This is a genomic window from Fructobacillus papyriferae (assembly GCF_018437225.1).
Classification (GTDB): Bacteria; Bacillota; Bacilli; order Lactobacillales; family Lactobacillaceae; genus Fructobacillus; species Fructobacillus papyriferae.
This window is the reverse complement of sequence record NZ_JAAMFI010000002.1, coordinates 38,675-62,574: the sequence shown is the minus strand read 5'-3', so window position 1 is coordinate 62,574 and position 23,900 is coordinate 38,675. Positions and strand designations below refer to the sequence as shown.

The window sequence follows — 23,900 nt, the reverse complement described above, 5'->3', positions numbered from 1 at the left end:
CACAAAAAAAGCAAGTCTCGCAACTTTAAAAAGCGCGGACCTTGCCTGCTATGAGGGCGCTGATGGACAATAGATCACCAGTCGCCATATTTATTTACAGTGTTACTAAGTACTATTATACGAGTCTTTTCGAAAAATACAAGGAAAATTCTTGACAAATTTGTGGGAAAAGGGTAATAGATGATTGGCTCAAAAATTCTAACTTTTAATAAGATTTTCTAAAACACTCCCTGTGGTAAAATAACCATAGTTTCTCCACCTTTATATATGTAGAAAGGAAAGCCCATGGACAAGCGTCTTTTCATCGTTGAAGACAATCAAGAAATCGTCGACCTTTTGGAAAAGGGCCTCACCGGTTGGGGTTTTTCCACTGCATCCTGCCAGGACTTCCACCAGGTTGCTACCGAAGTGGCGGCCTTTGCGCCAGATCTTGTCTTGATGGACGTGAACCTGCCCTTCTTTAACGGCTTCTATTGGACGCAGGCCATTCGCAAATCCTCTGATCTGCCCATCATTTTCCTGTCTTCACGGACCGAAGATGCCGACCAAATTATGGCGATGAACCTCGGGGCAGACGACTACATGACCAAGCCCTTTAATTTGGATTTGCTAATTGTCAAAATCCAAGCGTTGCTTAAACGAACCGAAGCACAAGGCGGCATCAATTCGGCCACCCTTTCCTTTGCCGGCTTTGCCCTAAACATTTTGGATAACAGCCTGGCCTTTGGCAAGGAGCAAGTCTCACTAAGCAAAAACGAAACCAAACTGCTCTTCCCACTCTTTGAAAACGCCGGCCAGGTCGTTTCCAAAGAAGAGTTAATGAGTGAACTGTGGGACGACGATCTCTTTGTTGACCGCAACACCCTTTCGGTTATGGTCAACCGAATTCGCACCAAGACCAAGTCCATCGCCTTCGACCAACACCTGCAGACCATTAAGGGAGAAGGGCTGGTTCTTCATGATTAAGCATTTTCTGAAGGAGGCCCTTGCCTTTTTAAAAGACTATTTCTACCTATACTGTTTCTTTTTGCTAACGGTAGTCCTCGAGTTCTGGGTGACCATCCTACAGGATCAAGACGAGACCCTTTTGTCGACCTTGCTCATCCCCCAATGCTATCTGCTGCTAATCATCACCTTGATTGTGGCGGTTCGCTGGTGCAAAAAGCGTCGTTTGGCCAAAGCTGCCCTTGCCGAAAAGGAAGTAGACGAGCTCGAGGCCGGCTTGGCTCAAAGCAGTCAGGAAACACTCTTGGCTGAATTACTCGAAAAGCTTGCTGAGCAAAACAAAAAATTGGCCGAAGCCAATTTCGAAGAGAAGCAAAAGTTAGAAGACTACTACGCCCTTTGGGTCCATCAAATTAAAGTGCCCCTATCCGTCTTGGATCTGATGAACCAGACCGAAACAATCAACGTCAAGCAGACCAAAGAACAGCTCTTTTTGATCAACCAGTATCTGGACATGCTCCTATCCTTCATCCGGCTGCAAGACATGAACGCTGACCTCGAGCTGCAGCCGCTGTCTGCCCGAAAGCTTGTCTTAAAAGTCGTCAAAGAATACAAGGTCTTCTTCATCGAAAAGGACTTGTCTTTGCAGATTGAAGACGCCGACTTCACCATGGTTTCCGATAGCAAATGGCTCCGTTTTGCCCTGGAGCAAGTAATTTTTAACGCCATTAAGTACACCAAAGAAGGTGGGTTGCAGATTGCCTGCACCAAGGATCAGCAGATCGTCATCAAAGACAGCGGAATCGGCATCGATGCCGCTGATCTACCCCAGGTCTTCAATCAAGGTTACACCGGTTTCAATGGCCGAGTGGAAGATAACGCCTCCGGACTTGGCCTTTATTTGGTCAAAGAAATTCTGGACCGGCTGGGTCACCCTATCCAGATCGAATCGACCGTTGGCGTCGGAACGACGGTGACCATTGACTGCCGACAACAGCATTTACAGTAAGCTAACAACTTTGTAAGGATGGCGGCCCGGCCTGTAAGCACGGGCGCCGTCCTTTTTACGTTAAGCTAGAGTCATCAATCAATAAAGGAGCCAAAAACATGGCACTATTATCCGTAAATCATCTCAAAAAAGAATACAAATCCAAGCGTTCCACGCAGAAGGTTCAGGCCTTAAAGGACGTCGACTTCCAAGTCGATGAAGGCGAATTCATTGCCATCATGGGCGAGTCCGGTTCCGGTAAGTCGACCTTGCTGAACTGTATCGCCACTTTAGACAAGCCAACGGCTGGTCACATTCTTTTGAACGGCGACGAACTCGCTTCATTGAAGGACAAGAACTTGGCCGAATACCGACGAGACCACTTGGGCTTCGTTTTCCAGGACTTTAATTTGCTGGACACGCTTTCGGTTAAAGACAACATCTACTTACCATTGGTCTTGGCCAAAAATACCAAGGGCAAGGAAGAAAAGTTGGACGTCTTGGCCAAGCAGTTGGGGATCGCCGATTTGCTGAACAAATACCCCTACGAATTGTCCGGAGGACAGCAGCAACGCGTGGCCATCGGTCGCGCCTTGATTACCAAACCAGAGTTGTTGCTCTGTGACGAGCCAACCGGGGCTTTGGATTCCAAGAATGCCGAAGATATTCTAAACGTCTTTGGTGACTGCCACGAAGCCGGCCAGACGATTCTGATGGTGACCCACTCTTCTCTTTCCGCATCGCACGCTGGCCGTGTCCTCTTTATTAAGGACGGAACCGTCTTCCACCAGCTCTACCGCGGTGACAAATCCGAACAGGAAATGTTGGTTGCCATCAACGATGCGATGACCAACATGCTGGGAGGGCAAGCTTAAGATGTTTCATTTCAAACTCGCTTTCGATTCGCTTCGCAAAAATCGGGAAAGCTACCTACCTTTCTTGCTAGCGGCCTCCACCGCCATCGCCTTAAACTTCTTGATGCAGTTGTTGATTGACGCACCGGGCGTTAAAAGTCTGATGATGGCTGACATTGTCCGCCTCCTTTTGGTCCTAGGCCAGGTGGTCATCGGCTTGCTGTCCGTTGTCATTATGATCTACTCCTACTCCTTTTTGCGAAAAGGCAAGCAAAAGGAGTTCGGACTCTATAGCATTCTCGGCTTAAAGAAGAAGGATCTGCTCAAGATTTCCTTCATCCAACAAGGAATTTCCTTTGTAGCCAGCCTCTTGATTGGCCTGGTTTCCGGCTTTGTTTTCGCCAAGTTGATGATTCTGCTCTTGATCAAATTAATCAACGGCGCCTCATTCAAACTGGACTTCTCCATCCCCGCCCTGCTCTTCACGGTAGCCATTTTCACCGCCATCTTCTTCGTCTTGACGATTGTTGACGGTGTGGCAGTTTACCGGACCAAGACCTTGGACTTGATGAAGTCCGAAAAGAAGGCCGCTAACCAGCCAAAGAATCGTTGGCTGCTCTTCTTGCTCGGTTTGACCGCTTTGGTTATTGGTTACGGCCTGTCTTTGACAGTGCCAACACCCGTTAAGGCCATCAAGCAGTTCTTTGTCGCGGCCCTTTTGATCATCATCGCGACCTACCTGCTCTTCATGGCAGCCTCGACCTTGGTTCTAAAAGCACTGCAGAAGAAGGATAGCTACTACTACCAAAGCAAGCACTTCATCACCGTCTCCAACATGCTCTTTCGAATGAAGCAAAATGCAGTCGGATTAGCTTCCATCACCTTGCTCTCGACCATGACCTTGGTGGTGGCCTTGACGACTGCTTCCATGTTCTTTGGAAAAAGCAGCCTCGTGAACAACCTTTTCCCAAGGACGACAATTGTTAGCTCCACTCAGAGTTCAGCAAGTAATCACCCCAGCTTCCAATCCATTCAAGGCAGCGCAAAAAAAGACGGTATCTCGATAACGAATGAATACGATTTCGATACGTCCGTCCCCTTCTATGCTAAGTTCAACGAAAAGGGACAGTTTATTCCTGTTCCGCAATCAGATAATGAAGGTGTTCATCAGGGAACGCTGATGAAGAAAAGTGACTACGAAAAACTGACCAAGCAAAAGGCCAACCTTTCCGATCACGAGATCCTGGTTTACCAAAAGGGTGGCGACAGCAAAGACGCCAAGCAACTAGCTCACAAAAGCAGCCTTTCCGATGGCAAGCAACGCTACCAAATCAAGGATAAGTTGTCTTCCATCAAGAACTACCCAGATGGAACGAACAGTGTCTATCCTGAAATCATTATCGTGACGGCTAACGACGCTGACTACCAAGAGCTGGCCTCAACCTACTTTGATTCAAAGGCAAGCGACCTAGTTGACGAACACATGGCTTCTTGGACCACCCGCCAAATCCTTTTTGACACCGACGCCAACGACGACCAAAAGGACCAATTCTTCGGTGACTTACAGAACAAAAACAGCGCTACTCCTTACAACAAATCGATTATTTCAGTTCAGGATAAATCGATAGTCTTGAAGATGTCCAACGCCCTCTACGGTGGGTTCTTCTTCATCGGCATCCTCTTCTCCCTGTCCTTCATTTTGGCCACGGGGCTGATGATTTACTACAAGCAAATCTCAGAAGGAAAGGCCGATCGCGATCAGTTCGACATTCTTCAGAAGGTCGGCATGTCCAAAAACGAAATCAAGAAAACGATTCGTTCGCAGATTGTTTGGCTTTTCGGCCTACCAATCGTGGTCTCGATTGCCCACCTCGGTTTCGCCTTCCCAATGATTCAAAAACTCTTGCTCGCCTTCGCGGTGCCAATGAGCGTGGCAGTTTACTGGATTATGGCCATCACGATTCTACTGATGATCGTCATCTACTTCGCCATTTACAAGATCACCTCCCGCACTTACTTTAAGCAAGTCACGGAGCTGCAACGTTAAGCAAATCAAAACCGGACGCTACACTAGGTAGCGCCCGGTTTTTGTATTCATTAATCTTTCAAATCCACTTCTTTGAGTGGGACGACATCGAACCCAAGTTCAGGTCTTTGACCTTGTTGACTTGGAATTTTCGGAAAAGGGGTAATAAAGAATTTGAAAAAAGAGACTCTGAATTTTATCAGAATCTCTTTTTCAGATTACTCAGCCCCATTGACCGGCGTCAAAATAATCTTCACTTGTGGATCAGAAACAAACGACATGGTTACATGCACCAAACGGTCTTTTTCAATCGAAAGCAACCCGTCAGCTGGTGCATCGCGACCCGCATCACCTTTATAAAGTGTGACATTATAATGGTCACTCTCCGATGACTCTGGAATCGTTTGCTGATCATAGGTTAGTAAGTTCACCATCAACATCGATCCAGCCTTAGAATTCGGAGTCGCTGATTGAGGTGTCAGCTTCCCTTCATAAGTCACTCTATATTGTCCAGTTGGAATTTGAGTTTCTGGTAAGTATGTCCCAGGATTCGTAATCACATAACTCTCCCCCTGCCTACTTAATGGGGAAAACTTTGCCGGTGTGAAAGTGAGCTTCTTACCTTTTTCCAGATTCATTGGTTCATAGTCAGTTAGTAAATGACCATACTCATCTTTAACAGAGCTAGCACCATCCCAATACTGCGAATTTCCACCTTCCAAGTGAATATCGTAGAACCCTGATTTAAAACCTAATTCTTTGACATTCTTTTTTGTAGAAGGACCAGTTAACGCGAACTCCTTAGCTGGATTGTTTTTCGTACTGATTTTTCCAGGAGCCTTACCACCTTGAGGCACGTAGCGTTTTGCTGAACTTTTACTCATTTGCTTTCCGATATAGTTAGTAAGCAAAGCACCAAAAAGTACAACAACGATGCTTATAAAAATGAGCCGCGTAATTGTTTTGCTATTCCGCATTCGCTACACTCCCTTCTGACATCTCAATAACTTCATCTGCTAAAAGACTCAGATCTTCAGGATTGTGGCTCGCCATCAAAATCGTTGCACCACGCTTTTTTTCCTCTTCAAAAAGCTCTCTAATCGACTTAACACCCTCGATATCAATGGCATTAGTTGGTTCATCTAGTAAAATGACTCTTGGTCGTTCAAAAATAGCCTGAGCAATGGCAGCACGTTGTTTCATTCCCAATGAATACTCACGGACTTTCCGTCGATCACCTGGTTCTAACCCAACTCTCCTAATCGCCTCATCAATCATTTCATCTGTTGCCACTTTTTTAATCTTTGCAAGCATCTGTAGATTTTTTCTAAGTGTAAAATCCGGCAAGACATTATTACTTTCAATCAAAAGCCCCAGATCTTTTGGGAAATCAATATCACGATGAAGTATTTGCCCATCGATTGAAACCTGGCCACGATCCAAATGAATCAGACCAGCAACCGCTCGTAAAAGCATTGTTTTCCCCGCGCCATTTCGTCCTTTTAAGCCATACACCTTACCACTGTCAAATTTCAGATTTATACCCTTTAATACATTCTTTTTCCCAATGGTTTTAACAGCGTTTTCTACTTCAATCATATTCTTCTCCAAAAAAGTCTTTACGTTTTATAATTTCTTTTAACCAACATAGTTCTATAACTGTAATAATTAAAATTGCAGCTAAAGACCACATTTCATCTGTTTCTCTAAAAACAAATGCGCCCAATACACGCCATTCAAACGGCGAAAATACAGCAACTAAAAGATACAGAGAAACCATTAAAATAGCCACAGTAGACCCAAATCGAAAATCTACTATCAAAAACATTCCCAATAACAAACTATAGATTGAAATCAAGCTAATGATTTGGAGATATAAAAAGCCACCCATAATTAACTGTTCCCCTAAATCAAGAATGAAAATTGGGGTCATGATTTGCGTTAAGATTTTTAGATATGTTTTCGTTATCAAAGTGCCAACATTTTCCGCTCGGATCAAACGATTTAAGTAATATCCACTTTGCCAAACTTCCATTACTCCAATGCAAATTGTAAATGGGCATAAGAGTAATCCAAAGTAAGTTATTTTAATTATGATAGGTTTGGAAAAATAGTTTCCAAAATAAATTATCGAACTTGTAGTTCCGTTTCCATAAATGAGCATCTGAAAAAGAAGAATCATCACTATAAAAATCGTGAATAAGTTCTTCCAGCTCATCCGAACCATTCCCATCTCCTAATTAATTTCTTTAAAAAATGTTGTAAATACTGAATGATAACAAACATGAGAATAGCACTATAAACAGTCTTTGAAATTAAGCGCTGAATAGGTATTGCTCGAATATAGCCAGTAACTTGAACATCAGAAAAAATCGAACTTTCAAATGGCCAAACATGCAGTAGAACTGTAAATATAACCATGACCGAACAAAAAATAAACACAATGTTCATCGGCTTGTAACTGTATACAATCATTACAGTGTAGATCATTATAATCATCGTTAAGGCATACAATATAACCTGGCAACTCCAAACTGAAGAAAACTGACAAAACTCCTCTACCGTTGGATGTAAAAAAAACAATCTAAAGTATGGAACCAAATAAAACAAAGAACAATAGCATATAATAATCTGCCTGGTTCTATGTATTACTACATTTGGAAAAGTTTCATTTTCATTACTTCGAATCAATTTCTGAATTGATAACTTATAGTTTACAATCCAATAAAGGCCTCCAAGAATTGTCAGCAACGATTGCCAAGTCCATAGTTGAAAATAACTACCATAGACTACTTCATACTCAGTCCAGTCATTGTAACTAACAACTGCCCAATGAATACTTATCAAATAAAACAAAGACAGAATGAGAAATAAAGCTGCAGTAGATATTATAAATTTCCGTTCACGTATCACTGCAACTCTCCTTTGCGCTGCCAATAGTAAATAGCAACATTAAAGCCAATCAGGGCTACAATGAATATTACCCAACTTTGAATCCAATCGCTGGCGTACTGTAAGTAAGCAAAGGTCTGCAGTAAACTTCCAATATTGAACAGTTGACTACCTAAAAGCACCGAAGCCAGGACTACAACTGTCAAAACTTGAAAAAATTGATTTAAAATTAGAGTCAAAGATACTAATAACATAGAAACTAAAACGACAACTATAAGAAAAAGCACCAAATAAATGAAAAATGTAAGTACTGGATTTTCTAATTGCCACCACAAAAAATGATATTTTTCTAAATCTGGTATGCGACTACGATCTTGTAGCATGCCCATACGGCAATCCGATTTCCTTACATTTATAAATTGAATTACTATTACAAAAATCAAATTCAATATAAGAGGAATTACGTAAAGCAAAACTCCACAAATTGCTGCAGCATAATAATTCGATTTAATGTAAGTAGGGATACCAACTCGACTTACCAAATTATAAGATTGCCCACTTCGAAAATCGGTTGAGACGACAAATCCAACGCCTAGTAGCAACCATACTGGGAACAAACCAAGCAAGAATGTTGTCAACAAATGCCCGTAAGGTCCAGCAACGCTGCTGGCCATAAAAGTATTTAACCAAAACACCTTTGCTAACGAAATACCACCTAATATGATGACATGTTCGATAGCATCAATTATCGTGATCGCAGACATCACTATTAGGACAATCCAGAATCGTTTCGTATGAAGAATTCTTTGGATGCTATACTTTAACATTTAAAATTTACCAAACTTGGTGATTCCAGGAGCCCGTTACACGTGGCGTATTCCAAGTCCATTCTGGATTAAACATCACCATCCGTACATTTGTTTTGTTTGCATTCCAATAAGTTCCAGTATAAACGTACGGATAAGCCGGTCCTGTATAAGCGGTCGCTTCTGGAGATGCTGCTGCAGCGTTCTTTTGGCCTAATAAGTATGCCGTATAGTACGATCCATTTCCTTCATCTGATTGGTAAACTCCCAACCCCCAAGGATTAGAAGAAGATGATGTAGAGCGATAATGTGCACTGGTCATCGACTCATCTTGACCGCCACGAAGCGTAAACCAATACCCTTCCCAAAAACCGGAAGCATAAGTTGGTGTGCTAATACTAAAAAATAATGCACCGATAAATACAAGTGAAGCAATCGTCTTTTTAATGTTCATATTCTCTCCCTAAAATACTTTGTGTGATACTAAACAACAAAATTCACTTTATCATCTTGTTTAAATTGATTCAAATTAAAATCCAATTAACTATCGATCGAATGTTACGAAAAATTAAAGTTAAGTAACAAGCGCTTAAACGTTAAACAAATTAAAACCGGACGCTACACTAGGTAGCGCCCGGTTTTTGTATTCATTAATCTTTCAAATCCACTTCTTTGAGTGGGACGACCTTGGTCTTTTTGATGATCTTGTAGCCCAGGTATGGGATGACAAAGATCGGCACGGACAGGTAGGTCACGGCAATCTTGTCCCACTGCCAGTTAGCAAAGGACTGCGGATCCTGCAAGCAGATGACCGCCAAAGACATCACCAAAGCGATGATTGGTCCGGCTGGGAACCACTTGGCCTTATAGATCAAGTCTTCGACCTTGTTACCTTGGGCAACATAGGCCCGACGGAAACGCAGGTGGGAAATGGCGATCCCCATCCAGGCCAGGAAGCCGGTCAAACCAGAGGCGGAAACCAGCCAACCGTAGACGACGTTGCCACCCTTCATTTCAGAGGTGAAGGCGACCAGGCCGACGGCCATGGTCAAGAGCAAGGAAGCCAGTGGGACGCCGTTTTTCGTCAGGCGACCGAAAATTTTGGGCGCCTGCCCCTTTTGAGCAAGGGAGTAAAGCGTACGGGTTGAGGCATAAGTCCCGGAGTTAGCCGCTGAAAGAACGGAGGTCAAAATGACCGCGTTCATCAGAGAAGCCGCAAAGGCAATGCCGGCATTCTTGAATACAATCGTGAATGGCGACATCATCACGTTGCCAGAATCAGCCGATGACATCAGGCGTGGATCTTGGTAGTAGACCAGAGCCGAAATCACGAAGATGGCCCCGATGTAGAAGAGCAAGATGCGCCAGAAGACCGAGTGGATGGCCTTTGGCACGGACTTGCTTGGATCTTTCGCCTCCCCAGCCGTGATTCCGATCAGCTCGGTTCCTTGAAAAGAGAACCCAGCGACAACAAAGACGGACAGGACGCCCTGCCAACCGCCAACAAAGCCGTGTTGGCCAACGTTCAGGTTCTTCATCACGTCGACATCGGAGTGAATGATACCAAAGATGGCCAAAACGCCGATGAAGAGGAAGAAGGAAATCGTCACGACCTTGATCAAAGACAACCAAAACTCCGTTTCACCGAAGGTTTTGACGGAGAAAAGGTTGATTAAGAAGATCAGGGTCAAGGCGATGGCCGAGAAAATCCAGGATGGCACCTGAGGCAGCCAAAATTGCGCGACCAGCCCGACTGTTACCGTGTCAACCGCCAAAGTGATTGCCCAGTTGAACCAGTAGTTCCAACCTAAAGCAAAGCCAAAGGCAGGGTCGACGAAACGGTTTCCGTATTCAGCAAAGGAACCAGACGTCGGCGCAAAGGTCGCCATTTCACCCAGCGAGGTCATCAAGAAGTAGACCATGATGCCGATCGCGATGTAGGCAGCGATGGCCCCGAATGGTCCCGCTTGAGCAACCGATGAGCCGGAGGTCAAGAAGAGCCCCGTTCCAATCGAGCCACCAAGTGCAATCATCGACACGTGCCGCGTCTTCAGCTGTTGTTTCATTGAATTTGCATCTGTTTCTGCCATGGGCAAAAACCTCCCGTTTGTTATTAACAAGCAAAAAACCGACTCTTGTCTAAAAACAAAGAGTCGGTCTGTCATCATAATTGAATAAATGATAGCAAAGCGCACCGTTTCAAAAAACGACAGTCCAACAGGTCTTTCCTGCTGTCCCAAGGTCTTAGACTGCCCCGTCTAATCCTTTCGGCAACCGCGCCTTTCACACCGGGTCTTAGTCCTGGGCGGACTCACCGGTGCAACTCATCTTGGTTGCAACCTCTTTGTTTGTTGCACTTAGAATAGCACAACTAGATTTTACCGTCAACACCAAAGAATTGCTGCCAACGCTTTCCTTGACGGATGTAGAGCATGGCCAAAACACGGAAGAAGGCATAACCAAAAAGTGCGGAACCAACCAATGTCGTTGCCGACAAGTCATATTCAACAATCGATGCCGCGGCCATGAAGAGCCAAGCAATGACCATCAAAGCGCCAATGGCTTGTTTTACCCAAGCCAAAAGCGGCAAACGAACTACCAAAATTTGCTGAATTTGGTAAAAAAGAAAGGCCCACAAAACATTAGCCACAGCAGGCATGTTTTGCACCATGATCGGACCACCATCCCAGTAAAAGAAAGTCAAAAGCGACCATCCCCAGGTAATAACAATTAAAATTGAAGCGGAGGCTAACGACCACCAAAAACCAACTTTAAAACCGAGTAGGCGAAGAAAGACGGCCCAGATCATAATGGCAATCCAAACTACCCAGAAGTTTTTAAAGAAGTAAGCTGGAATGAGCAGGCCGCCGATTTTTGACGTGGCCACTGCTTGGATTCCAATCGAAACCACTGCATCCAAAAGGGTCAGAATCGAACTGCTAAAACGCAGCATGACGGAGAGTACAACAAAAGCAAACAAAGCAAAGACAGGTAAAAAGCGTCTTTTTTTCAATGGATAAATCAAGAAATTGCGACCTTTCCTATAGTGTAGCCAACAACATTAATCAAAGTAATTAATGCCCATTGCAGCGCGGACTTGCGCCATGGTCTCTTCGGCCTTAGCATTAGCCTTTTCGGAGCCTTCTTGAAGCATCTTCAAAATAGCCGGCATATCCTTTGCCAGTTCAGCACGACGCTCACGAATCGGTGCCAATTCGGCTTCCATCACATCAAGTAGGTGCTTTTTTAATTTCATATCGCCTAAGCCACCGCGTTGATAATGTTCTTTCAATTCTTGGACACGCTGCTTATCTGGATCAAAAATATCCAAATAAGTGAAGACAACGTTGCCTTCCACGTGTCCAGGATCGTCTACACGAACGTGGGTGGGGTCCGTATACATGGCCTTCACCTTTTTAGCCAGCGTTTGGGCGTCATCCGACAGGTAAATCCCGTTGTTCAATGACTTTGACATCTTGGCATTTCCGTCAATACCAGGCAAGCGGCCCTGTCCCTTTGGTGGGAAGACGCCTTCTGGCTCCACCAAAATGTCAGTGTCATAAGCATTGTTGAAAGAGCGAACCAATTCTCTGGTTTGCTCGATCATGGGTTTTTGATCATCCCCAACCGGCACTTTCGTTGCCTTGAAAAGCGTAATGTCAGCAGCTTGTGAGACTGGATAGGTCAAGAAGCCAGCCGGAATACTTTCACCAAAGCCCTTTTGTTTAATCTCCGTTTTAACCGTTGGGTTGCGTTCCAAACGGCCCAACGAAACCAAGTTCATATAATACATGGTCAACTCGGCTAAAGCCGGAATTTGCGACTGGACGAAAATCGTTGACTTGCTTGGGTCAATTCCGACAGCCAAATAATCCAAAGCGACCTCTGCCAAAGAGCGTTGGATTTTTTCTGGATCACGCGCATTGTCGGTAAAAGCCTGCGTATCAGCAATCATGATATAAGGATCGTAGACCCCTTCGTTTTGCATGGCAACACGGTTCTTCAATGAACCAATGTAGTGCCCAATATGTAATTTACCGGTTGGACGATCACCGGTCAGATAGATTTCTTTTTCCATAAGTGAGTGAATTCCCTTTATTTTCTAACTCCTTTATTATAACGAATTGTCTCTTTCCTTGCAGGCCGGCTTTGTTATTGGTATATTATTAGAATAATATAATAAACTTTTAATAAAAGGAGGCTTTTATATGAAATATGCCGTTGTCGGTGCAGGTGCCATGGGGTTGCGTTATGGGTTGTTACTTCAAGAAGTAGCTGGTCAATCAGTTGATTTTATCGAGCCAACAAAAGCCTCTCTTGAAAAAATTAAGGGCCAGGGAGAGCTAGTCTTTCAATCTCGTGATCATCAAGATAAACACCCGGTTTTTGTCAACATTTACTCGCCGGAAGAATACACTGGCGAGCCCGACGTTTGGATCTTTTTCATGAAGCAGATGCAATTGGGCGAAACCTTAACGCGTTTGGCGCCCCACTTTATGGCGCATCAAGTGGCGGTTGGTGCGATGAACGGAATGGGCCACATTGAAAAGTTGCAAAGTTACTTCGACGACGACAAAATCATTGGTGGAACGGCCATGATCGCCACCATTTTAAATGATTTTGGTGATGTCGACTTTATTGGCAAAGAAAACAGCGGTCGTTCAGCCTACTCAAATCTTTCTGGTCAAAAAACAGCAGAAACCAAAGCGATTCTAGAGGACTTTCAGGCGGCTCACTTAAACCCAAGCTATTCCGATAACTTTATGGGCACCCTGCTAACTAAGGTTTTCTTCAACGCTGTTGAAAACTCGATTGCTACCATGTTTCAAGCTCGAATGGGTGACTTATTATCTTACGATCAATTCGTACCGACGATTGCAAAACCGCTGGTAGATGAAGCTTACGATGCGGCCCAAGCAGCCGGCATCACCCTACTTGAAACAAGAGAAGAGATGCTTGTCCAAGTCGATTACGTCGCTCGTGAAGTCGTGCCCCTCCACTTCCCTTCCATGTACCAAGACTTTGTTAAAAACCGCCCAACAGAAGTCGATTACATTAACGGTTGGATTGCTGACCTAGCTGAGGCAAATGGCCGTTCTGCGCCCACCCAGCGTTTCATTACCAATTTGGTTCACTTGGCAGAAGCAATGCGTCAGTTTAACCCGCCAATTAACCAATTATCCGGTTCAAACTAAAGCCCCCCTGGGCTTTTTTATTTATCGGTATCCTGTCGAATGCAAACAAAAAAGGCTTCACACCAATAAATGATGTGAAACCTCTTTAGTAGCCCGTGAGAGAATCGAACTCTCGATTCCGCCGTGAAAGGGCAGCGTCTTAGCCACTTGACCAACGGGCCATGGTCAGTTGTTGTTTCATATCGCTATCAAACAACTATGTTAGTATAGCAAGCTGACGCTTAGTCCGTCAATAGAAAAAATAAAAAATTTTTATTTTAATACCAATTGAAGTCACGGTGGTGTTGCAAAGCAGCTTGTGCTGAACCGTAGCGATCCGCAATATACTGCTTCATGGCACGCAACTGTGCTTGATAGTCGGTGCTGTCAAACACACCATACTTCGCACGCAAACTTGGTGATAACTGGCCAATTCCAAAGTAAACACCGTTTCGGGCATTTACGTTACCACCAGATTCTTTCATGATAATGGTGTTCAAGGCATCTTGTTCCGCATTATCATTACTATTTGACTGAGCAGCTTCCGCATCAGCTGCGGCCTTTGCAGCAGCTGCTTCTGACTGAGCTTTAGCCTGAGCTTCGGCTTCAGCTTGCGCCTGAGATTGAGCAGCGGCTTGGTCAGCCTTTGCTTTGGCCTCGGCATCTGCTTGGGCTTGCGCTGCGGCTTGTGCTTCTGCTTGACTTTGGGCAGCGGCAGAATCGGCTTGGGCCTGTGAGTCGGCCATGCTTTGTGAATCAGTGTTTTGACTGTTCTCTTGGTTTTCAACAGCTGATGAAGCTGCTGCCGTCTTTAATACCTGACCAACTGAAAGCTGGTTGGGGTTTTGAATGTTATTCCAAGAAGCCAAGTTTGAAACGCTTGTATTGAAGCGCTGGGCCAAAGTCCACAAGTTATCACCAGACTTAACAGTGTACGAACCAGTCGACTGATCCTCCGTTGTTGAAGCTTTTGCTGACGCTTTTTCTGAAGCATCGTTTTCTGAAGCGGCTTGGCCAATTACCAGGTTCTCACCCGCATAAATTTGGTTCACGTTTTGGATATGATTATCCTCTGCTAATTGCGCAACAGTTGTGTTATACAACTTGGCAATCGCTGACAACGTCTCTCCAGACTTAATCGTGTGTTGTTGAACTTGGTCAGCAGAAGCAGCTTGGTGGCCCAAAGCCACCGAACCTGCTAATCCAGCAGCGAACAACAATTTATTTTTTATCGTCATTGATATTCTCCTTTGCTATGACTCATTTCGAAAAATACCAATTCTTCGAAATTACTCTTATCTCATATGATACGCCTTTAAAGTTTAAATCCTGATTAAATAATCGATAAGAAAATATAAAAGACAATCCAATCCAATAAAAAAAGGACCGAGCGTTCACTCGATCCTTTTGATTTATCGATGTCCTTTAACAGAGCCAACATGAATTCGGTTAACGGCCCGCATCAAGGCGATGTGCGCCATTTCAATTTCACGTTGGTTCGCCACTTCTTGTGCATGTGCCAAACGGTCTTGCGCCCGCTTTTTGGCATTTTGCGCACGATCGATATCGATATTGTCAGCCACTTCCGCAGAATCGGCAATCACGGTTAGCAAGTTATTGGAAAACTCGGCAACCCCGCCATTGACCGCAAGCGAACGCTTTTGACCATCTTTTTTGACAACCAATTCATCAATGGCAAGCGCAGCCAAGATCGGCTCGTGTCCCGCCATAATTCCGAATTGGCCACCCTGGGTGTTAATTACCGCAATTTCTGCACCAGCTTGGTCATAAATCTGACCCTCTGGCGTTACAATTTTAACGGTAATACCCTTCATTTCTTGTGCTTGTTCAGCCATGGATTACCCCCTTATTGGGCCATTGACTTCGCCTTGTCCACTACCTGTTCGATGACACCAACATTTCGGAAGGCATCTTCTGGCAAGTCATCATACTTACCGTCCAAAATTTCCTTGAAGGAACGGACTGTTTCTGAAACTGGGACATACTCACCCTTCACACCAGTGAAGGTTTCGGCAACGGAGAATGGTTGTGACAAGAAGAATTGAATCCGACGAGCCCGGTTAACGGTCACCTTTTCGTCATCGGACAATTCATCCATTCCCAAAATGGCGATGATGTCTTGCAATTCGCGGTAACGCTGTAGCGTTCGTTGAACTTCAGTTGCCACTTCGTAGTGATCTTGTCCAACCACTTCAGGATCCAAGGCAGATGACGTTGATGCCAATGGATCAACGGCTGGATAAATTCCCTGCTGCGTCAATGAACGTTCCAAGTTAGTCGTGGCATCCAAGTGGGCGAAGGTCGTCGCTGGAGCTGGGTCGGTGTAATCATCGGCAGGCACATAAACAGCCTGAATTGACGTAACGGCACCCTTCTTCGTTGACGTGATTCGTTCTTGGAGCTTTCCCATTTCAGAAGCCAAAGTTGGTTGGTAACCAACGGCTGAAGGAATACGTCCAAGCAAGGCAGACACTTCAGATCCAGCTTGCGTGAAACGGTAGATGTTATCGATAAAGAGCAAAACATCTTTTCCTTCGTTATCACGGAATGATTCGGCCATTGTCAAACCTGTCAAGGCAACACGCATACGTGCCCCTGGTGGTTCGTTCATTTGTCCATAAACCATGGCCGTTTGTTTCAAAACGCCAGATTCCTTCATTTCGTGGTACATGTCGTTACCTTCACGGGTACGTTCTCCGACACCTGTGAAGACAGAAATTCCATTGTGTCCCTGAGCGATATTGTGAATCAACTCTTGGATCAAAACGGTCTTACCAACACCGGCACCACCGAAGAGTCCAATCTTTCCACCACGAATATATGGCGCGAGCAAATCGATGACCTTGATTCCCGTTTCCAACACTTCACGAGAAGTCGTCAATTCGTCATATTCAGGAGCAGCTCGGTGAATGGGGTGACGAGGGACAGAGCTATCGACTGCACCCGCGTTATCAACAGGTTGCCCCAAAACGTTGAAGACACGACCAAGCGTGGCTTCCCCAACAGGAACTTCGATTGGCTTACCAGTGTCTGTCACTTCCATGCCGCGTTGCAACCCATCGGTTCCGTCCATGGCAATGGTACGGACAACACCGTTTCCCAAAGCTAATGAAACTTCAACCGTCAGCGTCTTTTCATCGCCCAAATCAACCAACAAAGCGTTGTTGATTTCAGGAATTTCGACACCTTCGTCAAAGGCCACATCAACGACTGGACCGATCACTTGTACGACTTTTCCAGTAGTCATGCTTGTTTCCTTTCTGTTTAGACGGTATCTACACCGTCGTCATTTTCTTATTCCAGAGCAACCATTCCACCAGTAATTTCGGTGATTTCGGTCGTAATCTGTGACTGACGTGCTCGGTTGTACTGCAAACCAAGCGTTGAGATCAAATCATCGGCCGAATCGGTCGCAGAAGACATAGCTGTTGACGAAGCTGCGTGTTCTGCAGTCTTAGCATCAAGCAATGCCTCAAAAACCAATGACTGGATGTATTGTGGCAAAACCACGTTCAAGACAGTCGTTGTATCCGGTTCGGAATCATAGGCCGAACTGGTTTTAAATGATTGATCGCGCCCGTCTTCGCCCTCTTCCATCTTGGCTTCTTCGACCACTTCTCTTGTCAACGGTAGCAATTGAACGTTTCGCTGGTCCGCTTGCAAACGGTTGATAAAGTGATTGTAAACCAGGTGAAGGGAATCGAAAGCTTCGGCCTCGTACAAGGAAATCACGGTCTTTAAGACTTTTCGAACCTCGTTAAAGGTTGGGACATCTGAAATGCCGCGGTGTTCCAAAGCAACGGTAAAGCCACGCTTCTTATAGAAGTCGGCCCCGTTACCACCGATCGCCAAGATTACGGTATTTTCTGGCGTTAAGTTTTGTTCTTTCATCAAGGCGTTTGTCTTCTTGATGATGTTGGCGTTGTATGAGCCGACCAGACCGCGGTCTGAGGTTACAATCAACAGCCCAGTTTTTTTAACCGGACGCTTGGCAACCATTGGCAGATGAGAAGCATCCACATTGTCTAAGACATGGGCCTCGATCAAGTGTGACACCACCGCTTTCAAACGGTAAGCATACTCGTGATAGCCCGTTGTGGACCGCTGAATCTGACTCAGTTTAGCCGTCGATACCATTTGCATGGCTGAGGTAATCTGCCGGGTCTTTTTCGTCGAGCCAATACGCCGTTTAATATCTTGTAAAGAAGCCATTTTGCCTCCTTTTATTGATCAGATGAAGAACCTGCGTAGCTATCCTTAAAGGTCTTCACTGCGGCATCCATCTTGTCTTCGTCAGGCAGCTGCTTTGTCTTCACAATTTCGTCCAACAAAGCCGTTTGGCTGGCATTCAGATAAGCAATGAATTCATCTTGGAAGTGCTGAATATCCTCGACAGCCACATCATCCAAGTAGCCGTGCGTCAAAGCAAAGAGCACAAAGACCTGATGCTGCACGGCCATTGGCTTGTGCAATGGCTGCTTCAAGACTTCGACTGTGCGCTTACCACGACTCAACTTGGCTTGTGTCGAGGCATCCAAATCAGATCCGAACTGCGCAAAGGACTCCAATTCACGGTATGACGCAAGATCCAGACGCAACGTTCCAGAAACCTTCTTCATCGCCTTGATTTGAGCGTCTCCACCCACACGGGAAACAGATGTTCCGGCATCAATGGCTGGACGAACACCAGCATAGAATTGGTCTGCATCCAAGAAGATCTGTCCATCAGTAATGGAGATCACGTTCGTTGGAATATAAGCCGACACGTCACCAGCCTGCGTTTCGATGATTGGCAAAGCCGTCATCGAACCCCCACCGAGGTCGTCTGACAACTTGGCTGCTCGTTCTAGCAAACGAGAGTGCAAGTAGAAGACGTCACCAGGGTAGGCTTCACGACCAGGCGGACGACGAAGAATCAAGGATATCTCACGGTAAGCCGTTGCTTGCTTTGACAAGTCATCAAAGACAATCAAGACGTGCTTGCCGTTGTACATGAATTCTTCACCCATGGCCGCACCAGCATAAGGTGCTAAGTAAAGCAAAGCGGCTGCTTCTGCAGGGCCAGCATTCACGACAATGGTGTAATCCATTGCGCCCATCTTCTTCAAGGTTTCGACTTGTTCACGAACCGTCGAGTCTTTTTGACCAACCGCCACATAAATGACGATCATGTCTTGATCTTTTTGGTTCAAAATCGTATCGATGGCAATCGATGTCTTACCCGTCTTACGGTCACCAATGATCAACTCACGCTGACCACGACCGATTGGGACAAGGGCATCAATCGCCTTAATTCCAGTCTGAACTGGTTCAGAAACCGACTTACGTGCCATAACACCTGGTGCCTTGGCTTCAACTGGTCTCGTCTTTGTTGTTTTTAAGTCGCCTAATCCGTCAATGGGTTGTCCCAAAGCGTTGACGACACGCCCGATCAGTTCGTCACCAACAGGAACCTCCATTACGTGTCCTGTCCGCTTAACTGTATCCCCTTCACGAATTCCTTCAGAGGAACCTAAGATAATGATTCCGACTTCGGATTCTTCCAGGTTTTGGACCATTCCATAGGCACCGTTGTTAAAGGTAACCAATTCACCGGAGAGCGCGTTGGCCAAGCCAGTCGCTCTGGCTACACCATCTCCGATATAGGTAACAGTTCCAATCTCTTCTACAGTCAGTTTTGTGTCGAACTTTTCGAGCTGCTGCTTAATTAAAGCAGAAATTTCTTCAGCTTGAATCGCCATGTCTTTTCCTCACTAACCTAGTAACTCTGCCTTCAATTTGGCAATCTTTGTCTTCAGCGATCCGTCAATCAAGATTGACTTGGACTGCATGGACACACCAGCAACTAAGTCAGGATCCACCTGATAAGTTGCTTCGACCTTCTTTGCACCACTTTGCTTTTGAAAAGCTTTTTCTAATCGACCCTTTTGCTCATCATCAACTGCTACTGCAGAAGTGATCGTCACGGTTTCAATGCCCTGACTTTGCTGATAGAGAGCAAAGAATCGGTTGGCCACTGCGTCGAACAAATCGAAGTGGTGGTGGCTCAATAGAATCTTCACGAGGTTTTTTACGCCTTGATCGGCGCCTTTCGTGAGTGCGTCCAATAAGGAGACTTGGTCCTCTTCTGAAATCGTCTGGGCGGAAAGCAAAGCAGTTAATGCTGGCTCTGCTTTCACCACTTGTTGTACGACTTTCAAATCAGCCAGTAGGCTGAAAAAAGAATCTTGATCTTCGCCGTATGAAAGGAGTGCCTTTGCATATTGCTCGACCACTTTTTCCTTTTTAGTAGCCATCTGTCCTCCTTACTGCTGACCTAACTCTGCCAAATAGGCATCGATTAAGGCCCGCTGGTCATCTGCAGATAATTCTTTTTGAATCAACTTGGATGCGATGTTAACGGATAAGTCCGCCACGTCCTTTTTGGCTGTCGTCATCGCTTCTTCTTTCATCTGGACAGCGTCGTCTTCAGCCGACTGGCGCATGCCAGCCACCTGCGTATTGGCTGCTTGAATCAAAGCGTCTGATTGTTCCTTTGCGGATTTCTTCGCCGTAGCAATCATTTGACTCGCCTGAGTCTTTGATTCAGACAATTCCTTTTGACGCTGTTCAACCAAAGTGTTGGCATCCGCACTCTTCTTAGAGGCATCGTCCAAATCCTTGTTGATCTTGTCTGCTCGCTGGTCTAAGACCTTTGTCAAAGGTCCGTAGGCCACCTTCTTTAAAATGACCATCAGTAGGAGGAAGGCGACGATAATAAAGACCATATCACCAAGTGGCATTGCCTTTGTCATAATGAATGTTTGCGCCATCTTCTATCTCCTCTAAGGATCTGTTTACTTGTTGATCAAAGTAAAGGCCATACCAACAACGATAATTGGCAAAGCTTCGGCCAAGGCCAATCCAAGGAAGGCACGTGACAAAAGCTTACCAGCTAATTCAGGTTGGCGAGACATTCCGGCCAAAAACTGTGAAAACATGACACCAACACCGATTCCACCACCAATGGCGGCTCCGGCGAAGGCGATTCCAGCTGCGATAACACCTAAGTTCTGTAAATCCATTTGCTTTCTCCTTTTGATACGAAAGAGCTTTTTTCTGTACTAGTGGATGATAACGGTCCCCCGCGTCTGCATCAGCAGCACACCCCTACTCTTCTCCTGAAAGCTGCGCCGTAAAGACAGCTGTCAGCATGACAAAGACGTAGGCCTGGATGCCACCGATCAAGAGTGAAAAGCCTTGCCAGGCCATTTCCAGTGGTAAGGCCGGAATCCAGCCAAACCCGTGTAATGATGAAGCCATGCTGGCCAGTAAGTTCAACATTAACTCACCAGCAAAAATGTTTCCAAAGAGTCGAAGTGCCAGTGTCAAGAAGTTCGTAATCTGCTCGACAACATTCAACGGGAACAAAGCGGCGTATGGCTTCAAGAACATGTTCTTCAAGTAGCCACCCAATCCAAGTGTTTTAATACCGGTTGCGTGAGCCAAGGTGAGGGACATGATGGCCAAACTAAAGGCAATCAGTGGATCGGCCGTTGGCGATTTGATCCAGGTGACACCAGAGGCTGTTTTCACCTGCAATAAGAGTCCCATTTCGTTTGAGATCAACAGGAACAAAAATAAGGTGAAACTGTACAAACCAAACTGGCGCGCCAAGTTATTTGGTAACTGGTCACCAAGAATTCCCTTGACAAAGTCCAAAACATACTCGATCACGTTTTGACCACGTGACGGTCGAATGGCGACTTTTCTGGTTAAAAAGACGGCCACCAAGACAACAACGCTCATCGCCAGTAATGTTGAAAGCACTGTTGTCCAGGTGAAAGTCAGCCCTAGAAGAGAAAAGGTTGCTGTCGGTTCATCCATCGGTTTTCTCCTTTCTGCAGGTTTTTATTTTGATGCAAGACATCATCCTTACCCTCAAAATATAAGTCCAATAATACGCCCCCTATTTTCTAAATACAAGTGATTTTGTGCTTAATTCACAACAAATCAACAGATTATTCAAAGTGTTCCTCAATTATGAGACAGAATGTCGTTTCTGTTGAAGAAATGCTTAAAAAAGGCTTTGCATAAGGTTTATTGGCAATTAAATGAGAAAATAAAGGCTCCCAATTTTGTAAAATCAGGCCCGTTTCAACCCCTGTTTTTACAAATTTTGTGAAATGAACACCAAAAAATGATTGAAAATTCATGTATCGTCTTTCATTTAGAAAAACACGCCTCTACCCCATGGCTAAAGAAAAAAAGCCAACCAACTACAAAAGTAGTCAATTGACTTTATCCCTTACTTCAACGTCTTCTTGTCATTGATCGAAAGATCAGTGTTCAAATCATAAACGATTGGTTGACCGTTTGCGATTTCGACGTTCAAAATTTCATCATCAGAAATGTTTTCCAAGTGCTTAACCAAGGCACGCAATGAGTTTCCGTGGGCCCCGATGACAACGTTCTTGCCAGCTTCCAAATCCTTTTTAATTTTGGCTTCAAAGAATGGCAAAACACGTTCCAAGGTTACCTTCAAGTTTTCGCCAAGTGGCAATTCACCATAAGGAACGTCAGCATAGCGCGCATCAAAAGCAGGGTAAGTGTTGCCCTGTACTTCGACTTCCTTTTCATAGTTTTCAAGCATTGGTGGCAAAACGTCGTATGAACGACGCCAGATGTGGACTTGTTCGTCGCCCCACTTCTTAGCAGCTTCTGCCTTGTTTTGTCCCTGCAAAGCACCGTAGTGGCGTTCGTTTAAGCGCCATGACTTTTCTTCTGGTACATACAGTTGGCCAGCTTCTTCCAAAGCATAGTGCAAAGTCGTGATAGCACGAGTCAAAACTGACGTGTAGGCCTTGTCAAAAGCAATCCCTTCTTGCTTCAACAATTCACCTGCGTGCTTGGCTTGTTCAATACCCTTGTCAGACAACTTCGTATCTACCCAACCGTTAAACAAGTTCAATGCGTTCCATTCACTTTGTCCGTGACGGATCAAAACTAATTTTGCCATATTCTAGCTCCTTTGTTTGCTTGAATGATTCCTGCTTATTATACAACAATCTGGGTAACCTTTGCAGGTTTAAAGTAAAAGAAAAAGACCCGAGTAAAAACTCGGATCTTTCAACTAATTCAATGAATTAGTCCTTTACGATGTTAACAGCTTGCAAACCGCGGTCTGAGTTTTCAACATCAAACGTTACGTTTTGGCCGTCTTCCAACGTCTTGAAGCCATCGCCTTGGATAGCTGAGAAGTGTGCGAACACATCTTCACCGTTTTCGCGCGTAATGAAGCCGTAGCCCTTTTCGCTGTTAAACCACTTTACAGTGCCTTTTTCCATGATTGTTTCTCCTCTGGGTCATCCCATCTCGTTGTGCTGTAATTAAGATAGTTTTGGTATGACGCCTTTCGAAAAAAACAAATCAAAATCAAAATTTCAAACTTAAATTACTAGTTAACTGTAACACACCGGAAAAGACTTTACAATCAAATCAAGGAATTAAGTTACAAAAGTTACAAAAATAGGCTCGTTTTTCTTTTAACTGTTGGCCAAGATGTTCTTGTAAGTGGCCACCGCATCACGGGCAGCAGCATCCGGATCTTCAGCTGCCATTTGCTTATTTTGCTGGATCCAAGAAATAAATTCGGCATCCCCCATCTTTTGTGCTAGGGCCGCCTTCAACTTGGCGCCGTCAGCTGTTGACATCGCAATCCACGTTTCCGGCACTTGATAAATGACCGTCTTTGACTTCACATCGTGATTGTTACCAGCAATGCCAAAAAGGAATTGATAGAAGCCATTTTCGTAAACGTATTCTTTGGTTGTCGTTTGCTCGAACGCTTGGTTTCCTGCAATGTCTTGAATCTTCGTAGTCGTTTGCAGGTCAGGCTTTTTTACCGTTGTGTCTTTGGCATCTTGTTTGTTCTTGTAGACAAAGACTTTTTCCTTACCGCTCGTTCCCAATTGTTGGTAAGCCAAAACGCCGTAGGTGTTTTGGTCTTGGGCCGAATAAATTTGTGACTTTTCCGTTGTCGTCTTAACCTTCATTCCCCAATGTTCGTGGGCGTTTCCAGTGAGTAAAACAAGTGACAAAGCCACCATCGCAAAGGAAAGAACAGTGGCAAGCACACGCACCTTCATTTCCTTAATCAACATGATGGATAGGAAAGCTAAAATAACGAATAGAATCAAAAGAAAGATAATCATG

The 23,900-nt window shown here is 44.9% G+C and carries 26 protein-coding genes, 1 tRNA gene and 1 riboswitch; of the genes, 5 read left to right on the top strand and 22 right to left on the bottom strand.

What is annotated here, in order from left to right; all coding sequences use genetic code 11:
* Nucleotides 1-285 precede the first annotated feature (285 nt).
* The 4 genes from G6R27_RS03945 to G6R27_RS03930 all read left to right on the top strand — a co-directional run bounded on the left by G6R27_RS03945 (nucleotide 286) and on the right by G6R27_RS03930 (nucleotide 4,834).
* Nucleotides 286-966 (top strand): response regulator transcription factor, encoded by a 681-nt coding sequence (locus G6R27_RS03945; protein WP_213819781.1) that lies wholly within the window; start codon nucleotides 286-288, stop codon nucleotides 964-966.
* A complete protein-coding gene (locus tag G6R27_RS03940; RefSeq protein ID WP_213819780.1) occupies nucleotides 959-1,954 on the top strand; it encodes a sensor histidine kinase in 996 nt (331 codons plus the stop codon). Before G6R27_RS03945 ends, G6R27_RS03940 begins: the two co-directional genes overlap by 8 nt.
* Nucleotides 1,955-2,052: 98 nt before the next feature.
* The gene (locus G6R27_RS03935) at nucleotides 2,053-2,808 is read left to right on the top strand and encodes an ABC transporter ATP-binding protein (RefSeq protein ID WP_213819779.1); all 756 of its coding nucleotides are present in this window, start codon (nucleotides 2,053-2,055) and stop codon (nucleotides 2,806-2,808) included.
* A 1-nt stretch (nucleotide 2,809) separates the two neighbouring features.
* On the top strand, nucleotides 2,810-4,834 hold the full coding sequence (locus tag G6R27_RS03930; protein WP_213819778.1) for an ABC transporter permease: 2,025 nt from the start codon (nucleotides 2,810-2,812) through the stop codon (nucleotides 4,832-4,834).
* Between the two features lie 197 nt (nucleotides 4,835-5,031).
* On the opposite strand, the gene G6R27_RS03925 is transcribed toward G6R27_RS03930, so the two are convergent.
* The 8 genes from G6R27_RS03925 to trpS all read right to left on the bottom strand — a co-directional run bounded on the left by G6R27_RS03925 (nucleotide 5,032) and on the right by trpS (nucleotide 12,589).
* Entirely contained in the window at nucleotides 5,032-5,790 is a 759-nt protein-coding gene (locus G6R27_RS03925) for a hypothetical protein (RefSeq protein ID WP_213819777.1), read from the bottom strand.
* Entirely contained in the window at nucleotides 5,780-6,412 is a 633-nt protein-coding gene (locus G6R27_RS03920; RefSeq protein WP_213819776.1) for an ABC transporter ATP-binding protein, read from the bottom strand. Before G6R27_RS03920 ends, G6R27_RS03925 begins: the two co-directional genes overlap by 11 nt.
* On the bottom strand, nucleotides 6,405-6,848 hold the full coding sequence (locus G6R27_RS03915; RefSeq protein WP_213819775.1) for a hypothetical protein: 444 nt from the start codon (nucleotides 6,846-6,848) through the stop codon (nucleotides 6,405-6,407). Before G6R27_RS03915 ends, G6R27_RS03920 begins: the two co-directional genes overlap by 8 nt.
* 874 nt (nucleotides 6,849-7,722) lie before the next feature.
* On the bottom strand, nucleotides 7,723-8,469 hold the full coding sequence (locus G6R27_RS03910) for a hypothetical protein (RefSeq protein ID WP_213819774.1): 747 nt from the start codon (nucleotides 8,467-8,469) through the stop codon (nucleotides 7,723-7,725).
* A gap of 70 nt (nucleotides 8,470-8,539) precedes the next feature.
* Entirely contained in the window at nucleotides 8,540-8,965 is a 426-nt protein-coding gene (locus G6R27_RS03905; RefSeq protein ID WP_213819773.1) for a DUF2712 domain-containing protein, read from the bottom strand.
* A gap of 196 nt (nucleotides 8,966-9,161) precedes the next feature.
* On the bottom strand, nucleotides 9,162-10,601 hold the full coding sequence (locus G6R27_RS03900; protein WP_213819772.1) for an amino acid permease: 1,440 nt from the start codon (nucleotides 10,599-10,601) through the stop codon (nucleotides 9,162-9,164).
* An 89-nt stretch (nucleotides 10,602-10,690) separates the two neighbouring features.
* A riboswitch (Lysine riboswitch) is annotated at nucleotides 10,691-10,864 on the bottom strand.
* Nucleotides 10,865-10,882: 18 nt separating this feature from the next.
* Nucleotides 10,883-11,536, bottom strand: coding sequence for a hypothetical protein (locus G6R27_RS03895; protein WP_213819771.1), 654 nt, complete (start codon nucleotides 11,534-11,536; stop codon nucleotides 10,883-10,885).
* A gap of 36 nt (nucleotides 11,537-11,572) precedes the next feature.
* On the bottom strand, nucleotides 11,573-12,589 hold the full coding sequence (gene trpS, locus G6R27_RS03890; protein WP_213819770.1) for a tryptophan--tRNA ligase: 1,017 nt from the start codon (nucleotides 12,587-12,589) through the stop codon (nucleotides 11,573-11,575).
* Between the two features lie 130 nt (nucleotides 12,590-12,719).
* Here trpS and G6R27_RS03885 point away from each other — a divergent pair, with 130 nt between their 5' ends.
* A complete protein-coding gene (locus G6R27_RS03885) occupies nucleotides 12,720-13,706 on the top strand; it encodes a ketopantoate reductase family protein (RefSeq protein ID WP_213819769.1) in 987 nt (328 codons plus the stop codon).
* A gap of 89 nt (nucleotides 13,707-13,795) precedes the next feature.
* Here G6R27_RS03885 and G6R27_RS03880 read toward each other — a convergent pair.
* The 14 genes from G6R27_RS03880 to G6R27_RS03815 all read right to left on the bottom strand — a co-directional run bounded on the left by G6R27_RS03880 (nucleotide 13,796) and on the right by G6R27_RS03815 (nucleotide 23,899).
* Nucleotides 13,796-13,867, bottom strand: a tRNA-Glu gene (locus G6R27_RS03880).
* Nucleotides 13,868-13,963: 96 nt separating this feature from the next.
* Entirely contained in the window at nucleotides 13,964-14,923 is a 960-nt protein-coding gene (locus G6R27_RS03875; protein WP_213819768.1) for a LysM peptidoglycan-binding domain-containing protein, read from the bottom strand.
* 174 nt (nucleotides 14,924-15,097) lie between these two features.
* Nucleotides 15,098-15,541 (bottom strand): F0F1 ATP synthase subunit epsilon, encoded by a 444-nt coding sequence (locus G6R27_RS03870; protein WP_213819767.1) that lies wholly within the window; start codon nucleotides 15,539-15,541, stop codon nucleotides 15,098-15,100.
* Nucleotides 15,542-15,552: 11 nt separating this feature from the next.
* Nucleotides 15,553-16,953 (bottom strand): F0F1 ATP synthase subunit beta, encoded by a 1,401-nt coding sequence (gene atpD / locus G6R27_RS03865; RefSeq protein ID WP_213819766.1) that lies wholly within the window; start codon nucleotides 16,951-16,953, stop codon nucleotides 15,553-15,555.
* Between the two features lie 47 nt (nucleotides 16,954-17,000).
* Nucleotides 17,001-17,918 carry a F0F1 ATP synthase subunit gamma gene (locus G6R27_RS03860; protein ID WP_213819765.1) on the bottom strand — a complete coding sequence of 306 codons (918 nt, stop codon included), beginning with the start codon at nucleotides 17,916-17,918 and terminating at the stop codon, nucleotides 17,001-17,003.
* 11 nt (nucleotides 17,919-17,929) lie between these two features.
* Nucleotides 17,930-19,447 carry a F0F1 ATP synthase subunit alpha gene (gene atpA / locus G6R27_RS03855; protein WP_213819764.1) on the bottom strand — a complete coding sequence of 506 codons (1,518 nt, stop codon included), beginning with the start codon at nucleotides 19,445-19,447 and terminating at the stop codon, nucleotides 17,930-17,932.
* Between the two features lie 12 nt (nucleotides 19,448-19,459).
* Complete coding sequence (gene atpH, locus G6R27_RS03850) at nucleotides 19,460-20,002, bottom strand: ATP synthase F1 subunit delta (RefSeq protein WP_213819763.1); 543 nt, start codon at nucleotides 20,000-20,002, stop codon at nucleotides 19,460-19,462.
* A 9-nt stretch (nucleotides 20,003-20,011) separates the two neighbouring features.
* Nucleotides 20,012-20,518, bottom strand: coding sequence for a F0F1 ATP synthase subunit B (atpF, locus tag G6R27_RS03845; RefSeq protein ID WP_213819762.1), 507 nt, complete (start codon nucleotides 20,516-20,518; stop codon nucleotides 20,012-20,014).
* A gap of 24 nt (nucleotides 20,519-20,542) precedes the next feature.
* A complete protein-coding gene (atpE, locus tag G6R27_RS03840; protein ID WP_213808963.1) occupies nucleotides 20,543-20,770 on the bottom strand; it encodes an ATP synthase F0 subunit C in 228 nt (75 codons plus the stop codon).
* Nucleotides 20,771-20,855: 85 nt separating this feature from the next.
* Nucleotides 20,856-21,572, bottom strand: a complete 717-nt coding sequence (atpB, locus tag G6R27_RS03835) for a F0F1 ATP synthase subunit A (RefSeq protein WP_213819761.1) — start codon at nucleotides 21,570-21,572, stop codon at nucleotides 20,856-20,858.
* A 134-nt stretch (nucleotides 21,573-21,706) separates the two neighbouring features.
* Complete coding sequence (locus G6R27_RS03830; RefSeq protein WP_213819760.1) at nucleotides 21,707-21,901, bottom strand: hypothetical protein; 195 nt, start codon at nucleotides 21,899-21,901, stop codon at nucleotides 21,707-21,709.
* A gap of 92 nt (nucleotides 21,902-21,993) precedes the next feature.
* Entirely contained in the window at nucleotides 21,994-22,704 is a 711-nt protein-coding gene (gene gpmA / locus G6R27_RS03825; protein WP_213819759.1) for a 2,3-diphosphoglycerate-dependent phosphoglycerate mutase, read from the bottom strand.
* A gap of 127 nt (nucleotides 22,705-22,831) precedes the next feature.
* Complete coding sequence (locus tag G6R27_RS03820) at nucleotides 22,832-23,032, bottom strand: cold-shock protein (RefSeq protein ID WP_010691409.1); 201 nt, start codon at nucleotides 23,030-23,032, stop codon at nucleotides 22,832-22,834.
* Nucleotides 23,033-23,230: 198 nt separating this feature from the next.
* A complete protein-coding gene (locus tag G6R27_RS03815) occupies nucleotides 23,231-23,899 on the bottom strand; it encodes a DUF4811 domain-containing protein (protein WP_213819758.1) in 669 nt (222 codons plus the stop codon).
* Nucleotide 23,900 lies beyond the last annotated feature (1 nt).

Coding starts and splice junctions, on each gene's coding strand:
- G6R27_RS03945 (WP_213819781.1), top strand. CDS start 286: ATGGACAAGCGTCTTTTCATCGTTGAAGACAATCAAGAAATCGTCGAC.
- G6R27_RS03940 (WP_213819780.1), top strand. CDS start 959: ATGATTAAGCATTTTCTGAAGGAGGCCCTTGCCTTTTTAAAAGACTAT.
- G6R27_RS03935 (WP_213819779.1), top strand. CDS start 2,053: ATGGCACTATTATCCGTAAATCATCTCAAAAAAGAATACAAATCCAAG.
- G6R27_RS03930 (WP_213819778.1), top strand. CDS start 2,810: ATGTTTCATTTCAAACTCGCTTTCGATTCGCTTCGCAAAAATCGGGAA.
- G6R27_RS03925 (WP_213819777.1), bottom strand. CDS start 5,790: ATGCGGAATAGCAAAACAATTACGCGGCTCATTTTTATAAGCATCGTT.
- G6R27_RS03920 (WP_213819776.1), bottom strand. CDS start 6,412: ATGATTGAAGTAGAAAACGCTGTTAAAACCATTGGGAAAAAGAATGTA.
- G6R27_RS03915 (WP_213819775.1), bottom strand. CDS start 6,848: ATGGAAGTTTGGCAAAGTGGATATTACTTAAATCGTTTGATCCGAGCG.
- G6R27_RS03910 (WP_213819774.1), bottom strand. CDS start 8,469: ATGTCTGCGATCACGATAATTGATGCTATCGAACATGTCATCATATTA.
- G6R27_RS03905 (WP_213819773.1), bottom strand. CDS start 8,965: ATGAACATTAAAAAGACGATTGCTTCACTTGTATTTATCGGTGCATTA.
- G6R27_RS03900 (WP_213819772.1), bottom strand. CDS start 10,601: ATGGCAGAAACAGATGCAAATTCAATGAAACAACAGCTGAAGACGCGG.
- trpS (WP_213819770.1), bottom strand. CDS start 12,589: ATGGAAAAAGAAATCTATCTGACCGGTGATCGTCCAACCGGTAAATTA.
- G6R27_RS03885 (WP_213819769.1), top strand. CDS start 12,720: ATGAAATATGCCGTTGTCGGTGCAGGTGCCATGGGGTTGCGTTATGGG.
- G6R27_RS03875 (WP_213819768.1), bottom strand. CDS start 14,923: ATGACGATAAAAAATAAATTGTTGTTCGCTGCTGGATTAGCAGGTTCG.
- G6R27_RS03870 (WP_213819767.1), bottom strand. CDS start 15,541: ATGGCTGAACAAGCACAAGAAATGAAGGGTATTACCGTTAAAATTGTA.
- atpD (WP_213819766.1), bottom strand. CDS start 16,953: ATGACTACTGGAAAAGTCGTACAAGTGATCGGTCCAGTCGTTGATGTG.
- G6R27_RS03860 (WP_213819765.1), bottom strand. CDS start 17,918: ATGGCTTCTTTACAAGATATTAAACGGCGTATTGGCTCGACGAAAAAG.
- atpA (WP_213819764.1), bottom strand. CDS start 19,447: ATGGCGATTCAAGCTGAAGAAATTTCTGCTTTAATTAAGCAGCAGCTC.
- atpH (WP_213819763.1), bottom strand. CDS start 20,002: ATGGCTACTAAAAAGGAAAAAGTGGTCGAGCAATATGCAAAGGCACTC.
- atpF (WP_213819762.1), bottom strand. CDS start 20,518: ATGGCGCAAACATTCATTATGACAAAGGCAATGCCACTTGGTGATATG.
- atpE (WP_213808963.1), bottom strand. CDS start 20,770: ATGGATTTACAGAACTTAGGTGTTATCGCAGCTGGAATCGCCTTCGCC.
- atpB (WP_213819761.1), bottom strand. CDS start 21,572: ATGGATGAACCGACAGCAACCTTTTCTCTTCTAGGGCTGACTTTCACC.
- G6R27_RS03830 (WP_213819760.1), bottom strand. CDS start 21,901: ATGAATTTTCAATCATTTTTTGGTGTTCATTTCACAAAATTTGTAAAA.
- gpmA (WP_213819759.1), bottom strand. CDS start 22,704: ATGGCAAAATTAGTTTTGATCCGTCACGGACAAAGTGAATGGAACGCA.
- G6R27_RS03820 (WP_010691409.1), bottom strand. CDS start 23,032: ATGGAAAAAGGCACTGTAAAGTGGTTTAACAGCGAAAAGGGCTACGGC.
- G6R27_RS03815 (WP_213819758.1), bottom strand. CDS start 23,899: ATGATTATCTTTCTTTTGATTCTATTCGTTATTTTAGCTTTCCTATCC.